Source organism: bacterium Scap17 (assembly GCA_013376735.1).
In the GTDB taxonomy this organism is placed as follows: Bacteria; Pseudomonadota; Gammaproteobacteria; order Pseudomonadales; family Halomonadaceae; genus Cobetia.
This window is the reverse complement of record VINJ01000001.1, coordinates 3,158,967-3,176,355: the sequence shown is the minus strand read 5'-3', so window position 1 is coordinate 3,176,355 and position 17,389 is coordinate 3,158,967. Positions and strand designations below refer to the sequence as shown.

Sequence of the window (17,389 nt, the reverse complement as noted above, 5' to 3'; positions counted from 1 at the left end):
ACCCGCTCACGCCACTGCCTTGCCTGACCGCCATATCGAGGAATCAGTTCTTCGGATGCAGGATCACCAGATCCCCGCGCAGCGCCACACCCGCGACGATATTGCCCGCATGGCACTCGTACTTCTCGCTGCTGGAGTAGGGCACGTTGTCATAGTCGCTGCGAATGTTGATCACCGCATTGGCACCATACTCGCGCGCCTTCTTCTGCAACTCGCGCAGCGCCGACAGAAACACCCAGCGACAGGCCTCCGCATCGCTCTTGTTGGACGCGTTGGTCTTCGGGTTCACCCGCGCCCAGCCACGCTTCTCGATCCGCTCGTAGGGCTGCTTGTCACCGAAGAAGAAGACCACGTCCTTGCCCAGTCGTTGACTGGCCGCGGTGCTGGCCATCACCGGCATGATCGGCAGGAAGTGCTGCGTGTCCCGCGCCTCTGCCGGCATGGAGGCCAGCAGGCTGGCAGAGCCGGTCACCAGGGCGGTGGCCATTGCCATGCCACGTGCAGAGCGCGCGGCACGCAACATCCAAGAGAATGACTGAGCAACGGATGACGCCATGTGAAACCTCTCCTTACCGTGTGATTGACTGGCGCGACGCCAGCGAATATCGCCGTCAGACAGCCAGAGGCGTGAGCCAATCACACCATAGACCATGCAGCGGGCGCGTATCTTGCGCCAGATCCGATCCGCTGCAAAGTCGTCTGGTGGCGACAGTCGTGCGCCAGTTGGCTCGCTCTGCGGCTCAGTCTTGCCAGCGACGCAGAATCAGCGAGGTATTGATGCCACCGAAGGCGAAGTTGTTGCTCATCACGGTGTCCGTCGCGATCTCGCGGCCTGCGCCGGTGAGGTAGTCGAGCGGTGCGCAGCGCGGGTCGATGTCCTCGAGATTGGCGGTGCCGTGGAACCAGCCTTCGCGCATCATCTCGATGGCGACCCAGGCCTCCAGCGCGCCACAGGCCCCCAGGGTATGGCCGGTGAAGCTCTTGAAGCCGCTGATCGGCATGTGCTCGCCGAACACCGCATGGGTGGCATGGCTCTCGGCGATATCACCGCGCTCGGTAGCGGTGCCATGCGCGCTGACATAGCCGATCTGTGAGGCCTCCACACCGGCATCCTCCAGCGCCATGCGCATCGCGGCTTCCATCATGCTGGCGTCCGGCTGGGTGACGTGACGGCCATCAGAGTTGGTGCCGAAGCCGAGAATCTCGGCGTAGATGGTCGCGCCACGCGCCAGGGCGTGCTCCAACTCTTCCAGAATCAGCGTGCCGGCGCCTTCGCCGATCACCAGGCCATCACGCTGGGCATCGAAGGGCCGCGGTGAGCGGTCCGGGCGATCATTGCAGGTGCTGGTCGCGAACAGGGTATCGAACACGGCGGCGTCGGCGGCGGACAGCTCCTCGCAGCCACCGGCGACCATCGCGGTCTGGCGGCCGAAGCGGATCGCCTCATAGGCGTAACCGATGCCCTGACTGCCGGAGGTGCAGGCGCTGGAGGTGGTGTGGATCCGCCCCTTGATGCCGAGGAAGACGCCGATGTTGACCGGCGCGGTGTGCGCCATCATGCGGATATAGGAATTGGCATTGAGGCCATCGGTGGAGTGATTGATCAGCATGTTGCCGAAGTCCGCCACCGCATCCGGCTCACCGGCCGAGGCGCCGTAGGCGATGCCCATCTGGCCGCTTTCCTTGAGCGGGCTGTCACTCAGGCCGGCCGCTTCCAGCGCCAGTTCGCTGGAGCGGGTCGCCAGTTGCGCCACACGCCCCATGCTGCGCAGTGCGCGGCGGTTGTAGTGTTTCGGCAGTTCGAAATCGTTGACCGGCGCGCCGAGCCGGGTGTTGAGGCCGTCGTACTTGTCCCAGTGCTCGATATAGCGGATGCCGGTGCGCCCGGCGGCCAGGTTGGCGCGCAGGGTCGGCCAGTCATTGCCGATGGGCGAGAAACCATGCATGCCGGTGACCACGACACGTCTGCCGCGCAGGGATGAAGTAGTCGTCATCAGAACATGCCCCCGTTCACCGCGATGGTCTGGCGGGTGATGTAGCCGGCGTCCTTCGAGCACAGGAAGGCCACGGTGGCGGCGACTTCCTCGGCTTCCCCCGCACGGCGCATGGGAATCATCTTCAGCGCCTCTTCCATCTCGACGCCTTCGGTCATCTCGGTGGCGATGACGCCCGGTGCGACGGCATTGACAGTGATGCGGCGCTTGGCCAGCTCCACCGCCAGCGCCTTGACCGCGCCGATCAGCCCCGCCTTGGCGGCGGAATAGTTGACCTGACCCCGATTGCCCATCATGCCCGACACCGAGGACATCACGATGATGCGCCCCGGCTTGCGGCGGCGCACCAGCGGCATGGAGAGCGGCTTGATGACGTTGTAGAAGCCGTCGAGGTTGGTGCGGATGACGCTGTCCCAGTCGTCATCGGTGAGCGCCGGGAAGGCGTTGTCGGCATGGATACCGGCATTGCAGACCACTCCGTAGTAGCAGCCGTGGGCCTCGATGTCGGCTTCCAGCGCGCTGCGCGCGGCGTCTCGGTCGGCGACATCGAAACTCAGGATGCGCGATTCGCCGCCCAGGGCGCTGATCTCCCGCGCGACCTCCTCGGCGGCGTCACGGCGCGAGCGGCAATGCAGCACCAGGTTGTAGCCTTCGCGGGCCAGACGCAGCGCGATGGCGCGCCCGATGCCACGGCTGGAGCCAGTGACCAGAATCCACTCACGCGCTTCAGGGGCGGCGGTGGCAGTTTCAGTAGCGGGAGGTGTGACAGACATCAGACATTACCTTGCGATGAGGCGCCGGCAGCATCCTGCTGTCCGGGTGAGGATTCTTGTGTGGTTTCTTGCGTAGACGCCGCGGCGGGCAGCGCCTCGGGCGCCGGCTCGAAGACATTGACGCCGGCACGCGCGACAGTGGCGCCGTGCTCGTCGCTGATGGTGGCCTCGAAGGCGCCCAGCCCGTTGTCGGCGCGATAGTCGAGCTGAACATGAATCTGCCAGCGGCAGTCGCAGGAAAAGGCGGCGACTTCGCTCTCATAGCGGCGACTTCCGAGCAGGAAGCCGACCCGTGGCGGCTGGCCGCTGCGCGCGGCCTGCAGGCCCGACCAGGCGGCGATGGCCTGTGCCATCCACTCAAGCCCGACCCAGGCAGGAATCACGGCCTGGCCGTCGGCATTCTGCTCGGCGAACAGGTTGTCTGGCGTCGGGGTGATGTCGGCGCTCAGCGAATGCTCGTCACAGCGCAGCACGTTATCCAGCAGGCACATGCCGGCATCGTGGGGCACATAGGGGCCGATGGGGCGGGGCATGGCGGGATAGCCCGCCTCACGGGGCTGCACATCAGAGTCAGCAATGGAAACTGAGTCGGGGCTCGGGGTCAGCATGCAGAGGACTCCGGGTCGGTGGTGTGGCGCTCCAGCACCAGCGAGATGTTGTTGCCGCCGAAGGCGAAGGCATTGCTCATCACCCGCAGCGGCGGGGTCTCGGGGCGGTCACGATAGACGATGTTGAGCGCAGGCAGTGTCGGGTCCAGCGCCTCACGCGGCGTGGCATGCGGCGGCAGGCGGCCATGTTCCAGCGCCAGCCAGCAGAAGGCGGCTTCCAGCGCGCCGCAGGCCCCCAGCGTATGGCCGGTGAGGGCCTTGGTGGAGCTGATGGCGGGCAGAAGGGGCTCGTCGGTACCAGAACCGGCATCAGAAACGCTGTCAGAACCGGCATCAGAGCCGGCATCCCTGCCGAACAGGCGGCTGATGGCGAGGCTTTCCATCGCATCATTCAGCGGCGTGGCGGTGCCGTGCAGGTTGATGTAGTCGATCTCGCCGGGGGCGCGGCCGGCACTGGCGAGTGCGCCGCGCATGGCGGCCTCGGCGCCGCTGCCATCGGGGCAGGGCGCGGAAATATGGTGGGCATCGCTGGATTCGCCGACGCCGGTCAGCTGCACGCCGCCGCGCTCCGGCGTGACCACGAACAGCACCGCGGCCTCGCCCAGATTGATGCCGTCGCGCTCGGCCCCCAGCGGCAGGCTCTCCTTGCGGCTGACGGCCTCCAGGCTCATGAAACCCTTCACCGTCATGTGGCACAGGCTGTCGGCGCCACCGGCGATCACCGCATCGCACTGGCCGGAGGCCAGCAGACGCCGTGCACTGGCCAGCGCCTTGGCGCTGGAGGTGCAGGCGGTGGACAGGGTATAGACCGGCCCGCGCGCGCCGCTCAACCAGGCCACGCACTCGGCGGGTGCGCCCAGTTCCTGACGGCGGTATTCAAAGTTCTCCGGCCAGCTGTCGGCGCTCGGCGTGCCCTGAGCGACAGCAGCGCGCTGGGTGTCCATCGCGGCTTCCGTTTCCCCGATGCCGGAGGTGCTGGTGCCGAGCACCACGCCGATGCGCTCCGGCGCGATGCCTTGGAGTTTGAGAGCCTCAAGCTCCGGTGCCAGCTGCTCAAGCGCGGTGGCCAGCAGCCGATTGTTGCGTGAGCGCAGCGGGGCCGGCCAGTCACTGTCATCCACCAGCCGCGCGGTGACGCGTCCCAGTGACAGCGGCGTGCCGGGGCTGAAGTCATCGCTGACACGCAGGCCACGGCTGGCGCTGAACAGCGCACTGCTGATCAGGCCGTGGTCTGCGCCCAGCGGGCAGACGATGCCGGGGCGTGACAGGCGGCAGGCGTTGCCAGTGTCGCGGCCCTTCGTGGTAGCAGTAGCCACGGTTGCAACAGATTCAGTCATGCGCGGAAGCTTCCGGTGAGTCGTCAGGGGCGTTCTGCGTGCTGGGCGCTGCCAGCGGTTCCAGCGTCAGCTGCATGTCGGCCGCCGGGTCGCGCAGGGTCACGCGGCCGCTGGCATCGCGGGTCAGCTCGGCGATGGTCACATCGTCTTGCAGGATGATGCGCTGCGCGGGCTGGCGGCGTTGCTGCCAGTCGCCGCGTTGTACCAGTTGCCAGCCTGTGTTCGCAAAGGCGTCATCGATCGTGGCCTTTGGCCAGTGGACCCAGGCGATGCGACGGGCCAGCCAGTCGGCGGTGAAGGGCAGCTTGTCGAGCACCTCGGGGCGGGCTTTCTCGAAGCGGCTGCCATCGGCGTCATGCACCAGTGTCAGCAGTCGCTGGCCCTGCACGCTGAGCAGCACCAGCCGCATGGCCTCGGGCGATTGGCGCAGCACGCCGATGAGGGGCGGCAGGTCGCGAGCCTCGTCCTCAGCGGCGTCTGCTGCCGCGCGATTCTCGCTGGCCTCACTCTTGTTACGCTCAACGCGCAGAATCAGACGTTGGGTGCTGCTCTCCTGCAGGCTCGTCAGGGCCGGCATCGGGCTCTCGGCGCTGAGCGGGCCGGGCACGAGCAGGCTGCAGCCGCTCAACAGCAGGCTGGTCGCCAGCAGCAGTCCGACGGATCGCCGCCCGACTGAGATGGCATGAGGCGAGAGACGCATGGATATCATGACGATACTTTACCTTTTCTGGCGTCATTCTGCCGCGTGCCGGCCGTTGAGAGAGCGCTTGCGGCGGGCTCGCAGGTCTCCGCTTGCGGCTCCTGTGCTGCCGAGAGCGTGGCCAGTGCGGTCAGGCGACGACGACTGGCGCTGACGAAGGGATTGGCCTCGTCCCAGGCGTAGCCGGCGAGGACCGAGCTGATCATCTGGCGAATGCGGTCCGGCGAGCGAGGATGATAGATGATGTCGGTCAGGCGACTGTCGTACCAGGCGGTGACGAACTCGCGGAACACCTCGATGCCACGCCGCAATGGCTGCTCGTATTCGCGGGCCCAGTCCGGGCGCTGCTCATCGCGGGTCGCGGTCAGTTCGCGCGCGACCAGCGGCGCGGCGCGCAGGGCGGATTCCAGCGCGATGGTCACGCCGGAGGAGAACACCGGGTCAAGAAACTCGCCGGCATTGCCGAGCAGTGCATAGCCCGGGCCATGCAAGCGGCTGACATCGGCGCTGTAACCGCCCAGCGACTGCACGGCATTGGCGGGCGTGGCATCGCGCAGCAGCTCCGCCAGGCGCGGTTCTTCCATCACCCACTGCCACAGGCGTGTCTGCGCATCGTCTCCGGCGGCAGGCTCGATCAGCTCACGCGGGCCGACCACGCCCAGCGAGGCGCGGCCATTGGCGAAGGGAATCAGCCAGTACCAGACATCGGGATGCACCGGGTGTGAGGCGATCAGGATAGTGTCGCGACGATAGCCCTCGGCGGGCGGCGCGAGGTCGGCGATGCCATCGTGGACATGGCCGAACAGCGCCATGCGTGGCTCCAGACGCGGATCACGCTCAAGCGCCTCGAGCCGCGCCAGCACGCGCCCATAGCCGCTGGCATCCAGCACGAAGGCGGCGTGAAGCTCGCGGCCATCGGCCAACGTGAGACGCGGCCCCTGAGCATGGCCAGCGGTGTCACTCTGCGTGGGGCGAGCGGGAGTGAAACCCGTGACGGTGACGCCGAATTCGACCTCGGCCCCCGCCGCCCGTGCGCCTTCGATCAGACGCTGGTCAAAGTCGGCGCGCTCCACCTGCCAGGTGGTGCCGGAGCCCTCGCTGAACTTGTCGCGGAAGTCGATCACGCGATGCTCGCCGCGGCGGGTGAAGGCCGCACCGGTCTTGCGCTGATAGCCACCGGCGGCAGCGGCTTCCAGCAGGCCGCAGGCCTCCAGATGCTGCATGCAACGTGGCAGCAGGCTCTCGCCGATGGAGAAGCGCGGGAAGTGACTTCGCTCCAGTACGCGCACCGCATGGCCCGCGCGCGCCAGCCACGCTGCTGCCGCCGCACCGGCGGGCCCGGCGCCGATGATGATGACTTCCTTGCGTGGTGGGTTGTTGCTGCGATCTGCCGATTCCATGGCCTCGTCCCCTGTTGTTGTCGATATCGTTATCGTTGTCGTTATGTGTTTATGTTGCGCTGCGTTCCCTGCGGCTTGCTTGCCTCTCGCTTTTGCTCCTCGCTTCAGACCCGTCTCAACTGCGTGCGAAGGGCACCAGGCACCAGGTGGCGCTCAGCCCCAGCAGGCAAGCCAGCCCCAGTGCCGCCAGCGCCGGTGTCTGACTGAAGCTCAACAAACCAAAGGCTAGCAGGCTGGAGGCGCACGACAGCGAAATCGCCAGCAGGCTGGCCTGCGAGGCGCGGCTGGCGGTGTCTCCGATCCTGTCTTTTTCTGCGCTGCGCGCCGGATGCTCGGCACAGAAGATGCCCGCACTGCTTTTTTCTGCGCTGCGCGCCGGATGCTCGGCACAGAAGATGCCCGCATCCAGGCCAATCCCCAGTACCAGCAGCAGGCCCAGCAGGTGGAACAGGTTGAGGCCGACGCCTGCCAGCGTCAGGGTCGCCAGCGTCAGTACCAGTCCGCCCAGTGGCGGCAGCAGGGCGCGCCAGGTGCTGTGGCGATAGCGCAGCGCCAGCAGCAGGCTGATCAAGACCACCGCGCCGCCGACCAGCCAGGCCATCTCGCTGCGAATTCTGCCCAGCGTCGTCGAGAGCCTGGCGACCTGGTCGACATACTCGAGGCTGTCGTCATCCGCGGCGAGGCGCGCAAGCGCTGCGCCGCCCTCAGCCGTGACATCGCCGAAGCGCACGATGCCGATGGCGGTGGTGCGGGAGTCGAGCCACAGTCGCTGGCCCATCTCACCGGCGGGCAGCGCGACCCAATCGGCCGGGCGCAGCGGGTGGGCGTCAGCGATGGCCTGCTCGGCGCGCTTGACCAGTTCGGGCGGCAGGCCTGCGGTGCTCAGCACCTGGGGCAGCAGGGTGCGGGTGAGCTCACGCATGGCGACGAGGTTGGCCTGCTGCTGTTTAAGCGTCGGCAGTTGCTGGGCGAGGCTTGCCCAGTGGCCCAGCTGCTGTTGGGCATTCAGCTGCTGAAAGGTGTCTTCCAGCGCATGCAGGCGCGAGAGCAGGGCGGCGTCATTCTCGGCCTGCACGATCAGGTAGCGCAGGCCGTCCGGTTCGGCGAGCAGACGCTGGACCTCGCGCTGCTCGTTGATCAGCGATGCAGGCGAGGGGTTGAGCTGAGTGAGGCGGTCATCGCTGCGCAGGGCGTAGAGGCTGGCCAGCGCGGCCACCAGCAGCAGACCCAGCGCCTGCCAGCTGCGCCTGCCGGGAATGGCGCGCGCCAGACAGACTGCGGCGCGGGCGGCGGGGGAGTCCTCGCGAGTGGCCTGTGCCGGCAGTGGCAGTTGCGGCAGCCACAGGCGCACGCTCAGCCAGGCACCGATCAAGCCGAGCGCCGCGAACATGCCCATCTGGCGCAGCCCGGGCATCGGCGTCAGGGTGATGGCCAGATAGGCGGCGAGGCTGGAGCACAGCCCCAGCGTCAGGCCCGGCCATAGCGCGGCGAGTCCGTCACGGCCCTTCGTCGTCGCCAGGCGGCGCATGCATTCCAGATGCAGCACGTAATCGATGGAGATGCCGATCAGGCTGGCGCCGAAGGCCAGCGTCAGCACATGCAGGCTGCCGAAGGCCCACCAGGTCAGCGGCAGCGCGAACAGCACGCCCGTGGCCACCGGCACCAGCAGCAACGGCAGCCGCCGTGGGGTGTGGAACACCGCCCACAGCAAAAGCAGCACGCCGATCAGCGAGCCGAGCCCGATGGTCGACATCTCCTGCTTGGCCTGTTTGGCACCTGAGCTTGCATGGAAGACCAGCCCGGAGCGCAGCAGCCGGATGTCGGGATAGTCGGCCTTCACGCCATTCACGGCCTGCTCCAGCGCCTGCTGGTCACCCATCGCGTAGGCGCTGCCGGTGAGGGTGGCGCTGATCAGGCGGTAACCGTTGTCGGGTTGGTCAGCGCTTGACGTCGGCGCGCGCAGCAACAGCTGACCGCCGGACAGCGACAGGTTGGCGGGTGTCAGCCAGCTCTGCCAGGCGCCGGCGAGACCGAAGGGGTCGCGGATCAGGTCGCGCTGGCCGCCGGGCTGGAACAGCTGTCTGAGGGCGCGTGCCTGCCACTCATCGTCACTCAGGCCTGCAAGCGACGGGGCGATCAGCGCCGGCTGGACCTCTGCCGGCAGGCGCAGGCTTTCGAGGCTCTTGCCGTCATCCAGTCTCGCGATGGGCGCGAGCGCCTGACGCAGCGCCTGGGCGGCAGCGTCACGCTGCTTGCGTGCGGCGGCGCTGGCATCGCGACTGCCAACCAGAATCACCAGCCGATTGGCGGTGTCATCCAGCGATTCGGCACGCGCCGCCAGCGGGCTGCGTTCCTGCTGTGGCAGCATGGCGGTGATGCGGGTGTCGATCGCCCCACGCCATGGACTCTGCGGGGCGATCTTCGCCGCCAGCAGCAAGGCGCACAGCAGCAGGGCGGCGGCCCATAGCCAGCGCCAGACGGCGCGATCCAGCCCCTTGCGCGGCTCACGGCTGGGTGACGTCATCGTTCGCAGTGACCGCCGGCGGTGAGGGTCAACTCGAGACGGTCACCATCGCCGCTGGCGAGGTTCACGTGTTCCAGCCAGCTGCCACCGTCGATCTCGAGGTGCTCGATGGCCTCAGCGAGACGAGCATCGTTGGGCGTCAGGCTGGCCTGCCAGTCATCCGGCGTACCCGTCAACGTCAGGGAGAAGTGCTCCTCCAGCGCCTGCCAGTCGCCGTGGAAGAAGCTGATCAGCAGCTCCGCCATCGCCTGCTGGTCAGCCGGCAGCGGTTCGCCATTCGGGCCTTGGCTGGCATCGGTGCGCATCTCGAGACGGTCTTCAATCGGCGAAGTGGTTTCCCACACCAGGCCTTCGGGTGCGTTAGGGTCGCCGATCAGGCGGAAATGACCCTGGCTCTCGAGCTCTGCGCCGACATCCTCGAGCCAGCGCGTCTGCTGGAAATCACCGCAGACCGGGGCGGTGCGCGCCAGCTGTTGTGTCAGGGCACGGGCGTCGAATCTGGCGTCTGAGTCGCTGGCCCAAGAGGCGCTGGTCCAGGAGACACTCGCAGTCAGCAACAGGGCAGTGGCGGCAATGGCAAGGCGTGACGTCATCACGGCGTTCCTCGGGTGTCTGAAGGGGAGTCAGGTGAATCGTTGGCGTGTATCAGTGTCTGTTCGGCTTGCCACCTTGTCAGTCGCTCGCGAAGCACGGGCGGCGAGGCCAGCAGCATCTCGCCATCTTCCAACCCGACCGCGACCTGCACGCTGTAGCCACGGGTCAGGCGTTTGCCGCTCTCGACATCGCGGATCACGTAGTCGAGCTTGAGGCGGTTCTCCCACTCGCGCAGCCGTGCAGTGACGGCGATACGCTGGCCGAAGCGTGCCGGGCCGGCATAGCGCAGGCGCAGGTCGATCACCGGCCAGGCGTAGCCCGACTCACGCATCTGCGGATAGTTGTAGTCGAGCATGTCGAGCAGCTTGCAGCGGGCGATCTCGAGATAGCGCACGTAATGGCCGTGCCAGGCGACTTCCATCATGTCGACGTCGTGGAAGGGCACTTCCATCTCTACCGTGGCGGTCGGCATCGGGGTGTCTGTGGGCTGATTCATGGCTTGTCTCTCGTTCAATGCTGCCTCGCTCATGCGTTGGCCTCGTCGGCGCTCAGGGTCCAATGACGTTCACGGATGCGCGCGCACAGCAGGCGCAGGTCGGCTTCCAGACCGCGATCTTCCTCGAGGGGCGCGATGTCTTCACGCAGCTCACGGGTGAAGGCGGCCAGCCTGGGCGGCGTGGCGGCCTGGCCCGTGATGTCGGCGCGCTGTTCGCTGCCCTGCACGGCGGCGTGCAGGGTGGCGGCGGCGACCTGCTCCACCAGTGTCAGCACGCGCAACGCATCCCGCGCGGCGATGGTGCCCATGCTGACCTTGTCCTGATTGTGGCACTCGGTGGAGCGCGAGAAGACGCTGGCGGGCATGGTCAGCTTGAGGGCTTCCGCCGCCCAGGCCGAGGCGCCGATCTGTACCGCCTTGTAGCCATGATTGAGCGGCGCGCGTTCGGGCGTGGCACCGCTGAGGTTACTGGGCAGGCCACGGTTGTAGCGGCTGTCGACCAGCAGTGCCAGCTGGCGGTCGAGCAGGTCGGCCAGGTTGGCGACCGCCGTCTTGAGGCTGTCCATCACCATTGCCACATGGCCGCCGTAGAAGTGGCCGCCGTGGAGAATCTTGCCGGCCTCGACATCGATCAGCGGATTGTCGTTGGCGCTGTTGAGCTCGGTCTCCAGGAAGCTGCGCCACCAGTGCAGGCTGTCCTCGACCACGCCGATGACGTGGGGCGCGCAGCGCGTCGAGTAGCGGTCCTGCAGGCGCGGCGAGTTGATCGGCGTGGCATCGACTTCCGGCGCCGCCGGGTGGGCCAGATCATCGCGCAGCCACTGGGCCACGCGGGCCTGACCGGGATGCGGCTTGGCGGCGAACAGGTCGGCATCGAAGTGATAGGGGTTGCCTTCCAGCGCCTGCACGCTGAGCGCGGTGATGCGTGCGCTCAGGCGGCTGAGGTAGGTGGTGCGGCCGTAGGCCAGCGCGGCGAGGGCCGTCATCACGGCGGTGCCGTTCATCAGCGCCAGACCTTCCTTGGGGCGCAGCACATAGGGCGTCAGGCCGTGAGCCGCGAAGACCTCCGCCGTCGGGCGCAGCGCGTGGGGCTGGCCCGCGCCGGGGCGCACCCAGACCTCACGCTCGCCACACAGCACGGCGGCGACATAGGACAGCGGGGTGAGATCGCCGCTGGCGCCCACCGAGCCTTCCTCGGGAATGCGCGGCAGGATGTCGTGATTGAGCAGCCATACGAGGCGCTCCAGCAGCGCCATGCTGACCCCGGAGACACCACGGCACAGCGAGACGAGGCGCACCATCACCACCGCGCGACTGCTGACCACATCCAGGTCCGCGCCCATGCCACAGCCGTGGAAGGTATACAGGTGGCGCGGCAGGGCTTCGAGGTCCTCTGCCCCCTGCACGGCGCGCGTCACGGAATCGCCGTAACCGGTGGTGACGCCGTAGACCACGCCTTCTTCTTCCAGCAGGCGTTCCAGCAGGGCCGGACCGGCCTCGATACGGGCGCGGAAGGCGGTATCTGAGGTGAGGCGCACTGCAAGCTGGCCTTCGGCGACGGCGATCAGCTGCTCAAGCGTGATATCACTGCCATCGAGAATCAGGGCGGAGGAAGAGGTGGCGGGCTGTGACATGACGAGGTACCTGGCGAAGAGAGAAGCGTGAAAATGCGCTGAACGTGAAAACCGAACAAGGTGAAGGCCGCAGAGCCGGGCGCGAAGCAGGGTTGTCGCAGGCCCGGCGCGGATCAGGCGTCCTGTTTCGGAGCCGACGCGCTGTCTGGATTCGACGTGCTGTCTGGCGCCTGATGCCAGAAATCGAAGAAGTTGAACCACTGCAGCGGATGGTGCTTCACGCGCGCTTCCAGATGACGGGCATGGCGCTGCATGGCCTGCTGGATCCACGCCTCGCGACCGCTACGCTTGACGGCGCGGCTGTCATCGAAGGGCGCGAAATCGACCCGGAATCGCGGATGGGCGCCGCCCTGTTCGCGAATGCAGCTCAGGGTATAGACATGACAGCGCAGCAGCGCAGCCAGCATGAAGGGCCCCTGCGGGAAGGGCGCGGGCTGATCGATGAAGTCACATTGCAGCACGCGCGGTGAGGCCGCGACACTGGCCGGTGACGCGGGTCGGCTGCCTGCTGCCGAAGGGGAGTCTGCGTTGGCATCTGCCTTGCCATCGTCGAGCGTGGGCGGAATCGGCACGCGGTCGGCGGCGATGACCACGAAGCCGCCGCGATTGACGCGATCACCCAGCGCCATGGCGGTGGCAGGCGTGATCTCGCTGACCTCGATCATCTGCGGCGGCTTGCGGCCGGTGGCCTGCTCCAGCAGCTGATTGAACTTCTCGGCGTGGCGCGTGTGCACCAGCGCGCATAGATCAATGTCGTAGCGCTCGCCGATGGCATTGATCACATCCAGATTGCCGTGGTGGGCGACGAGGATGATGCCGCCCTCGCCACGCAGTGCGGCGTCGCGCAGGTCTTCCGGGCCGGTGCCGGTCAGCGAGGACAGCGGAATCTCGCCGCTCCAGGCCGATACCTTGTCCATGATCGCCTCACCGAACTGCATGAAGTGGGCAAAGCTTCTTGTCCACAGACGCACGCCGCCAAGCTCTGGCTCAAGGCGCTTGAGGAAGTCGAAGGAGGCGCGCCGCGCCACACCGCGCAACAGGAAGTACCACACCAGCACCGGGAACAGCGCGATACGAAACGGCCAGGCACCGAGGCGACGACGAATCGTCACCATCAGGCGCATGCCAGTGGTGGAGCCGGTTTCCGACAGACGTGCCCAATGGGTCATTCGTGTTTCCCCTTCGCGTCGTCAGGCTGCGAGGGGCGACTGACATGAGTGGATGACGACTTGCCATTGTGTCCCGACAGCGTGCGCCAGGCGAGTTTCGGTGAGCGCAGCAGCATGCCGAGGAACAGCCGCGTGTGCATGGCGCTGATCAACAGGTTGTCGTGTCCGGGGCGGAAGTGGCTGACGCCTCCGGTGGGATAGCTGACATGCACCGGCAGGTTGGCGACCTCGCCATCGGCCCAGTACCAGCGCACCAGCACCTCGGTGTCGAAGGACATGCGATCGCCACAGTCATGACGCGCCAGCAGCCGGTTGGTGGCGGCCAGCGGGTAGAGGCGCACGCCGCACATGGTGTCGCGAATGGCCAGCGACAGGGTGTTGATCCACACCCAGATGTGCGAGGCGTAGCGGCCATAGAAGCGGATGCGCGGCACGCTGGTGTCGTATTGCGGATAGCCGATCTGCAGGCAGTCGGGGTTTTCCTGCATGCCGTTGAGGAAGGCGGGCAGATCACTGACGTCGTGCTGCCCATCGGCGTCCACCTGCAGGGCATGAGTGAAGCCGAGCCGCTCGGCAGCCTGCAGGCCGCTGCGCACGGCAGCCCCCTTGCCGCCGTTCTGCTCGCGACGCACCAGGTGATGGCCCTCGGCCGCCAGTTGATCCAGCACCGCGGCGCAGGGCGCGCTGCAGCCATCATCCACCAGCACGATGGGCAGCCCGAGCGGCGCCAGACCCGCACACACGCCGGCGATGGTGGCGGGGTGGTCGTAGACCGGAATCACCACGCAGGCGCGCAGTGGCGACTCGCTGGCGGGGGGAGAGGGTGTGTGGCCGGTCATCGGCGCCTGGGGCTGGCTCATGACGCCTCCGGTGTGGGTGTCGTCTGGGGTGAACTAGGTAGCGAACTAGGTAGCGAACTAAGTGGCGAACCGAGAGGTGCGCTATTGGTATCAGCACCGTAGCGCAAGCGGCCACTGGCGTGCAGGCCCGCGCGGGATTCCAGACGGAAGTCGATGCGCAGACCGTGACTGTCGGCGACCAGTGTCGTGGCCAGCGTGAAGCGCATGCCCGGCAGCAACAGGTTGGAGAACTTGATGCGCTCCAGACGCTGAAAACGGCTTTCCTCCACGCCGACGCCCGCCAGGCGCAGGCGGCGACCGAGGTCGCGTGCCCACTTGAGCATCACCACGCCGGGCACCAGTGGCTGGGTGGCGAAATGCCCCTCGAGGTAGCACAGGCTGTCGGGCACCTCGGCTTCCAGCGTCAGCTGCTGCGGGCCGCTGGAGGTTTCGCCCAGCCAGCGCGGCAGACGATGATCGTCGAGATCGGCAAACAGCCGCGCGACGGAGTCCGCCGTGAACTTGCCCTGGGCGTTCAGCGGCAGGCGCGTGACGAAGCGCCAGTAGCGCGGCAGGGCGATGCGCTCGAAGCCCGGCATCAGTGCACGGCGCAGACGGGCGATCAGATCGCGGCGGCTGGCGTGGTCCTGCGGCAGCGCGCGCTCCTCCATCACCACCACCGCGCCCAGGCGATGAGCGCGGGTGGGCATCGGCAGGCAACGTACTTCCAGCACCTCCGCTTGTGCGCTGAGGCAGCGCTCCACCGCGCTCAGCGAGACCCGCTTGCCCGCCAGCTTGACCAGCCGATCACTGCGCCCCAGCAGCTGAAAGCGTGGCGCCGCCTGTTGCTCGACTTGCGACGGAGATTCAGCCGCCACTGGCGCGGCGTTGTCGGCCTGCTGCCACCACTCGCTCGGCTGCTCCAGAAACGGTGAGCGCACCGCGAAGGCGGGCGAGAAGCGTAGATCGACCTGGGGCAGCGGTGTCCAGTCGGGCGTCTCGTGCTGGCGGCGATGCGCGATGCCGCCCGTCTCGGTGCTGCCGTAGATCTCGATCACCGGCGCCTGCAGGCAGTTCTCTGCGTGCTGGGCAGCCTCAACCGGCAGCGGGGCACCTGAAGAGAAGACCCGCAACACCTGAGCGTTGTCCCTGGAGTTGTCCGCCACGCGGGGCTCGTCACTGGCCTGGGGCAGGCGCGCCAGCTGGGCTGGCGAGCTGACCAGCTGGCAGCAATACCCGAGGCCGGACAGCTGCGCGATGGCGGCGGCCAACTGCTCCGGGTAATGACAGGCTTCGCTGAGAAACGGCACCCCTTCGCTGAGCGGGCGCAGCAGCGACACCAGCAGGCCGTAGATATGCTGATGACTGACCTGGCTGAGGCTGACGGTGTCTATGGTTGGCTCAGGCTCAGGCTCAGGCTCAGGCTCAGGCGCTGGGTCAGCGTCTGAAGTGGCTGACGCCAGCGGCCATAGCGTGCGATGCACGGCCAGTTCGGCTTCGAGCTGAGCGAAGCGCTTGGCGATGCGCAGCGGTTCGCCGGTGGAGCCGGAGGTGCAGAGTTCCAGCGCGAGACGCGCGCCATCAAGCGTGATCTCGGGTCGTGTGCAGGGCGCGGCGCTCGAGTCGAGCGGCTCGGTCGGCCAGCCAGCGGGGCTGGTCTCGGGCAGCTGGCCATCACTGCTCGCGGCCAGGCGGGCCAGGGTGTCCGGGCGGTCATCGCCGGGCAGCACGGCGAGCATGCCGCGCTCCCACAGCGCCAACAGCTGCACGCAGGCACCAAGTGTCGTGGGCTGGAACAGTACCCAGCGCGCGCCAGGTCGGCGGCCAGCATGTGCAGCGGGCAGGTTGTCCAGCCACTGATGCCAGGCATCGACGCGTGCCATCAGCTCGCCACGACTCAGCGGGCGCAGCGGCTGACCGGGACTGGCCAGCCAGCAGGCCGGTGCCTCGGGCGCGAGTCGGGCGAGCTGACGCCAGCCCTGATGGATGAGGGGGGTGGCGCGCTGGGTGGCGTCTTGCTCGGTGGCGCGGCTGGCAGGCTGGCGGGCATCAGGCATGTGAGGCAGGCAACTCTTCAGAAAGTCGGATTCATCGGGAGCGGGGCGGCTGGTGGGCGACAGCCTGAGCGCTCAGTCATCGGCGCGGCGCAGGTGACGGCGTACCAGCCATTCGCCGCAGAACAGCAGCCCCATCAGCACGTAGCTCACCAGGCCGTTGTAGAGCGTCCAGGTCGCGAGGTCGGCATACAGCGCCGTGGCCGCGGCCACACTGGCATTGAAGACGAAGAAGCCGCACCACACTCGGGTGACCTTGCGGGTATAACGCACGCCGGCGGCGGGCAGATCAGGCTCCTTGAGACGTGCCAGACGCTCGATGACCGGCATGCCGCGCCACAGACTGGTGGCAAACACGCTGAGCATGGCCAGATTGACCAGCACCGGATAGGCGCGCAGCCCCAGTTCCGCCTCGCTGAGCAGGCTGATGGCGATCAGCAGCGCGGCCAGCGTCAGGCGCAGGATCAACGGCAGGGGCAGACGCTGGATCAGCAAGGCGCCCAGCGCGATCAGTGCCCACACCCAGGGCGAGACATGTCCGCTGGTCGCGTCGCCCGCCGGGTCTGCCGTCAGCCGCGAGAGCAGGGTATAGACCAGCAGCGGCCAGCACACGGCGGCCACCACGCCCAGCCCGCCGAGCAGTAGCCTTGGCAGTGACGGGCGCCGCCTTCGACCAGAGGACAGTGACGTCATGCCTGGCGCTGCATCAGCTGCTCGACGGCGGTCACGACATCATCGAGGCTGCGTACGCTCTTGAAGTCATTGGCTTCGATGCGGCGGCCGGTGAACTTCTTGAGTTCGACCACCAGGTCCACCGCATCGATGCTGTCGATGTCGAGGTCTTCGTAGAGCAGCGCCTCGGGGTGGATGTCAGCGGCATCGATCTCGAACAGCTCGATCAGGGTGCTGCGAACATGGGCGTAGATCTCTTCGCGGGACGCGGTCTGTTGCTCAGCGCTCACGACGGCCCTCCACGAGTTCACGCAGAGCATTGAGGCTGGCGAAATGCGCGCGGGTGTCCTCGGCTTCGGCGTCCAGCGTGATGCCGTATTGCTTTTGCAGCGCGAGACCGAGCTCCAATGCGTCAATCGAATCCAGCCCCAGGCCGTCCACGAACAGCGGCTCATCGGCGACGATGTCGTCCGGGGTGATGTCTTCAAGCTCCAGGGTGTCGATGATCAGTTGCTTGAGTTCCAGTTCCAGCTTGGCGCTATCGCTCATGAGTATTCCTCGTGTCGGCGTACCGATAATGGCCGGTATGAATGGC

The 17,389-nt window shown here is 67.2% G+C and carries 16 protein-coding genes and 1 pseudogene; all 17 read right to left on the bottom strand.

Going from position 1 to position 17,389, the window contains the following annotated elements:
- Positions 1-43: 43 nt before the first annotated feature.
- Entirely contained in the window at positions 44-523 is a 480-nt protein-coding gene (locus tag FLM52_13450; protein ID NVN56781.1) for a heavy metal-binding domain-containing protein, read from the bottom strand.
- Positions 524-740: 217 nt separating this feature from the next.
- Positions 741-1,994 (bottom strand): beta-ketoacyl-ACP synthase, encoded by a 1,254-nt coding sequence (locus FLM52_13445; protein ID NVN56780.1) that lies wholly within the window; start codon positions 1,992-1,994, stop codon positions 741-743.
- Positions 1,994-2,767, bottom strand: coding sequence for a 3-oxoacyl-ACP reductase FabG (fabG, locus tag FLM52_13440; GenBank protein NVN56779.1), 774 nt, complete (start codon positions 2,765-2,767; stop codon positions 1,994-1,996). The genes FLM52_13445 and fabG overlap by 1 nt, the downstream gene beginning before the upstream one ends.
- A gap of 104 nt (positions 2,768-2,871) precedes the next feature.
- A pseudogene (locus tag FLM52_13435) lies at positions 2,872-3,300 on the bottom strand (hypothetical protein).
- A 68-nt stretch (positions 3,301-3,368) separates the two neighbouring features.
- On the bottom strand, positions 3,369-4,712 hold the full coding sequence (locus tag FLM52_13430) for a beta-ketoacyl-[acyl-carrier-protein] synthase II (protein ID NVN56778.1): 1,344 nt from the start codon (positions 4,710-4,712) through the stop codon (positions 3,369-3,371).
- A complete protein-coding gene (locus FLM52_13425; GenBank protein NVN56777.1) occupies positions 4,705-5,421 on the bottom strand; it encodes a DUF3261 domain-containing protein in 717 nt (238 codons plus the stop codon). Before FLM52_13425 ends, FLM52_13430 begins: the two co-directional genes overlap by 8 nt.
- Positions 5,418-6,812 (bottom strand): FAD-dependent oxidoreductase, encoded by a 1,395-nt coding sequence (locus FLM52_13420; GenBank protein ID NVN56776.1) that lies wholly within the window; start codon positions 6,810-6,812, stop codon positions 5,418-5,420. Before FLM52_13420 ends, FLM52_13425 begins: the two co-directional genes overlap by 4 nt.
- A gap of 115 nt (positions 6,813-6,927) precedes the next feature.
- On the bottom strand, positions 6,928-9,336 hold the full coding sequence (locus FLM52_13415) for a hypothetical protein (protein NVN56775.1): 2,409 nt from the start codon (positions 9,334-9,336) through the stop codon (positions 6,928-6,930).
- On the bottom strand, positions 9,333-9,929 hold the full coding sequence (locus tag FLM52_13410; GenBank protein ID NVN56774.1) for a hypothetical protein: 597 nt from the start codon (positions 9,927-9,929) through the stop codon (positions 9,333-9,335). The genes FLM52_13415 and FLM52_13410 overlap by 4 nt, the downstream gene beginning before the upstream one ends.
- A complete protein-coding gene (locus FLM52_13405; protein ID NVN56773.1) occupies positions 9,929-10,426 on the bottom strand; it encodes an acyl-CoA thioesterase in 498 nt (165 codons plus the stop codon). The genes FLM52_13410 and FLM52_13405 overlap by 1 nt, the downstream gene beginning before the upstream one ends.
- 29 nt (positions 10,427-10,455) lie before the next feature.
- Positions 10,456-12,060, bottom strand: a complete 1,605-nt coding sequence (locus FLM52_13400) for an aromatic amino acid lyase (GenBank protein NVN56772.1) — start codon at positions 12,058-12,060, stop codon at positions 10,456-10,458.
- Between the two features lie 113 nt (positions 12,061-12,173).
- Positions 12,174-13,229: a glycosyl transferase gene (locus FLM52_13395; GenBank protein ID NVN56771.1), complete on the bottom strand. Its 1,056-nt coding sequence runs from the start codon at positions 13,227-13,229 to the stop codon at positions 12,174-12,176.
- On the bottom strand, positions 13,226-14,068 hold the full coding sequence (locus FLM52_13390) for a glycosyltransferase family 2 protein (GenBank protein ID NVN56770.1): 843 nt from the start codon (positions 14,066-14,068) through the stop codon (positions 13,226-13,228). Before FLM52_13390 ends, FLM52_13395 begins: the two co-directional genes overlap by 4 nt.
- A 17-nt stretch (positions 14,069-14,085) precedes the next feature.
- Positions 14,086-16,125 (bottom strand): AMP-binding protein, encoded by a 2,040-nt coding sequence (locus FLM52_13385; protein ID NVN56769.1) that lies wholly within the window; start codon positions 16,123-16,125, stop codon positions 14,086-14,088.
- A gap of 72 nt (positions 16,126-16,197) precedes the next feature.
- Positions 16,198-16,815: a hypothetical protein gene (locus tag FLM52_13380; GenBank protein NVN56768.1), complete on the bottom strand. Its 618-nt coding sequence runs from the start codon at positions 16,813-16,815 to the stop codon at positions 16,198-16,200.
- Positions 16,812-17,114, bottom strand: a complete 303-nt coding sequence (locus FLM52_13375) for an acyl carrier protein (GenBank protein NVN56767.1) — start codon at positions 17,112-17,114, stop codon at positions 16,812-16,814. Before FLM52_13375 ends, FLM52_13380 begins: the two co-directional genes overlap by 4 nt.
- Positions 17,074-17,343, bottom strand: a complete 270-nt coding sequence (locus FLM52_13370; GenBank protein ID NVN56766.1) for an acyl carrier protein — start codon at positions 17,341-17,343, stop codon at positions 17,074-17,076. The genes FLM52_13375 and FLM52_13370 overlap by 41 nt, the downstream gene beginning before the upstream one ends.
- Between the last annotated feature and the right edge of the window lie 46 nt (positions 17,344-17,389).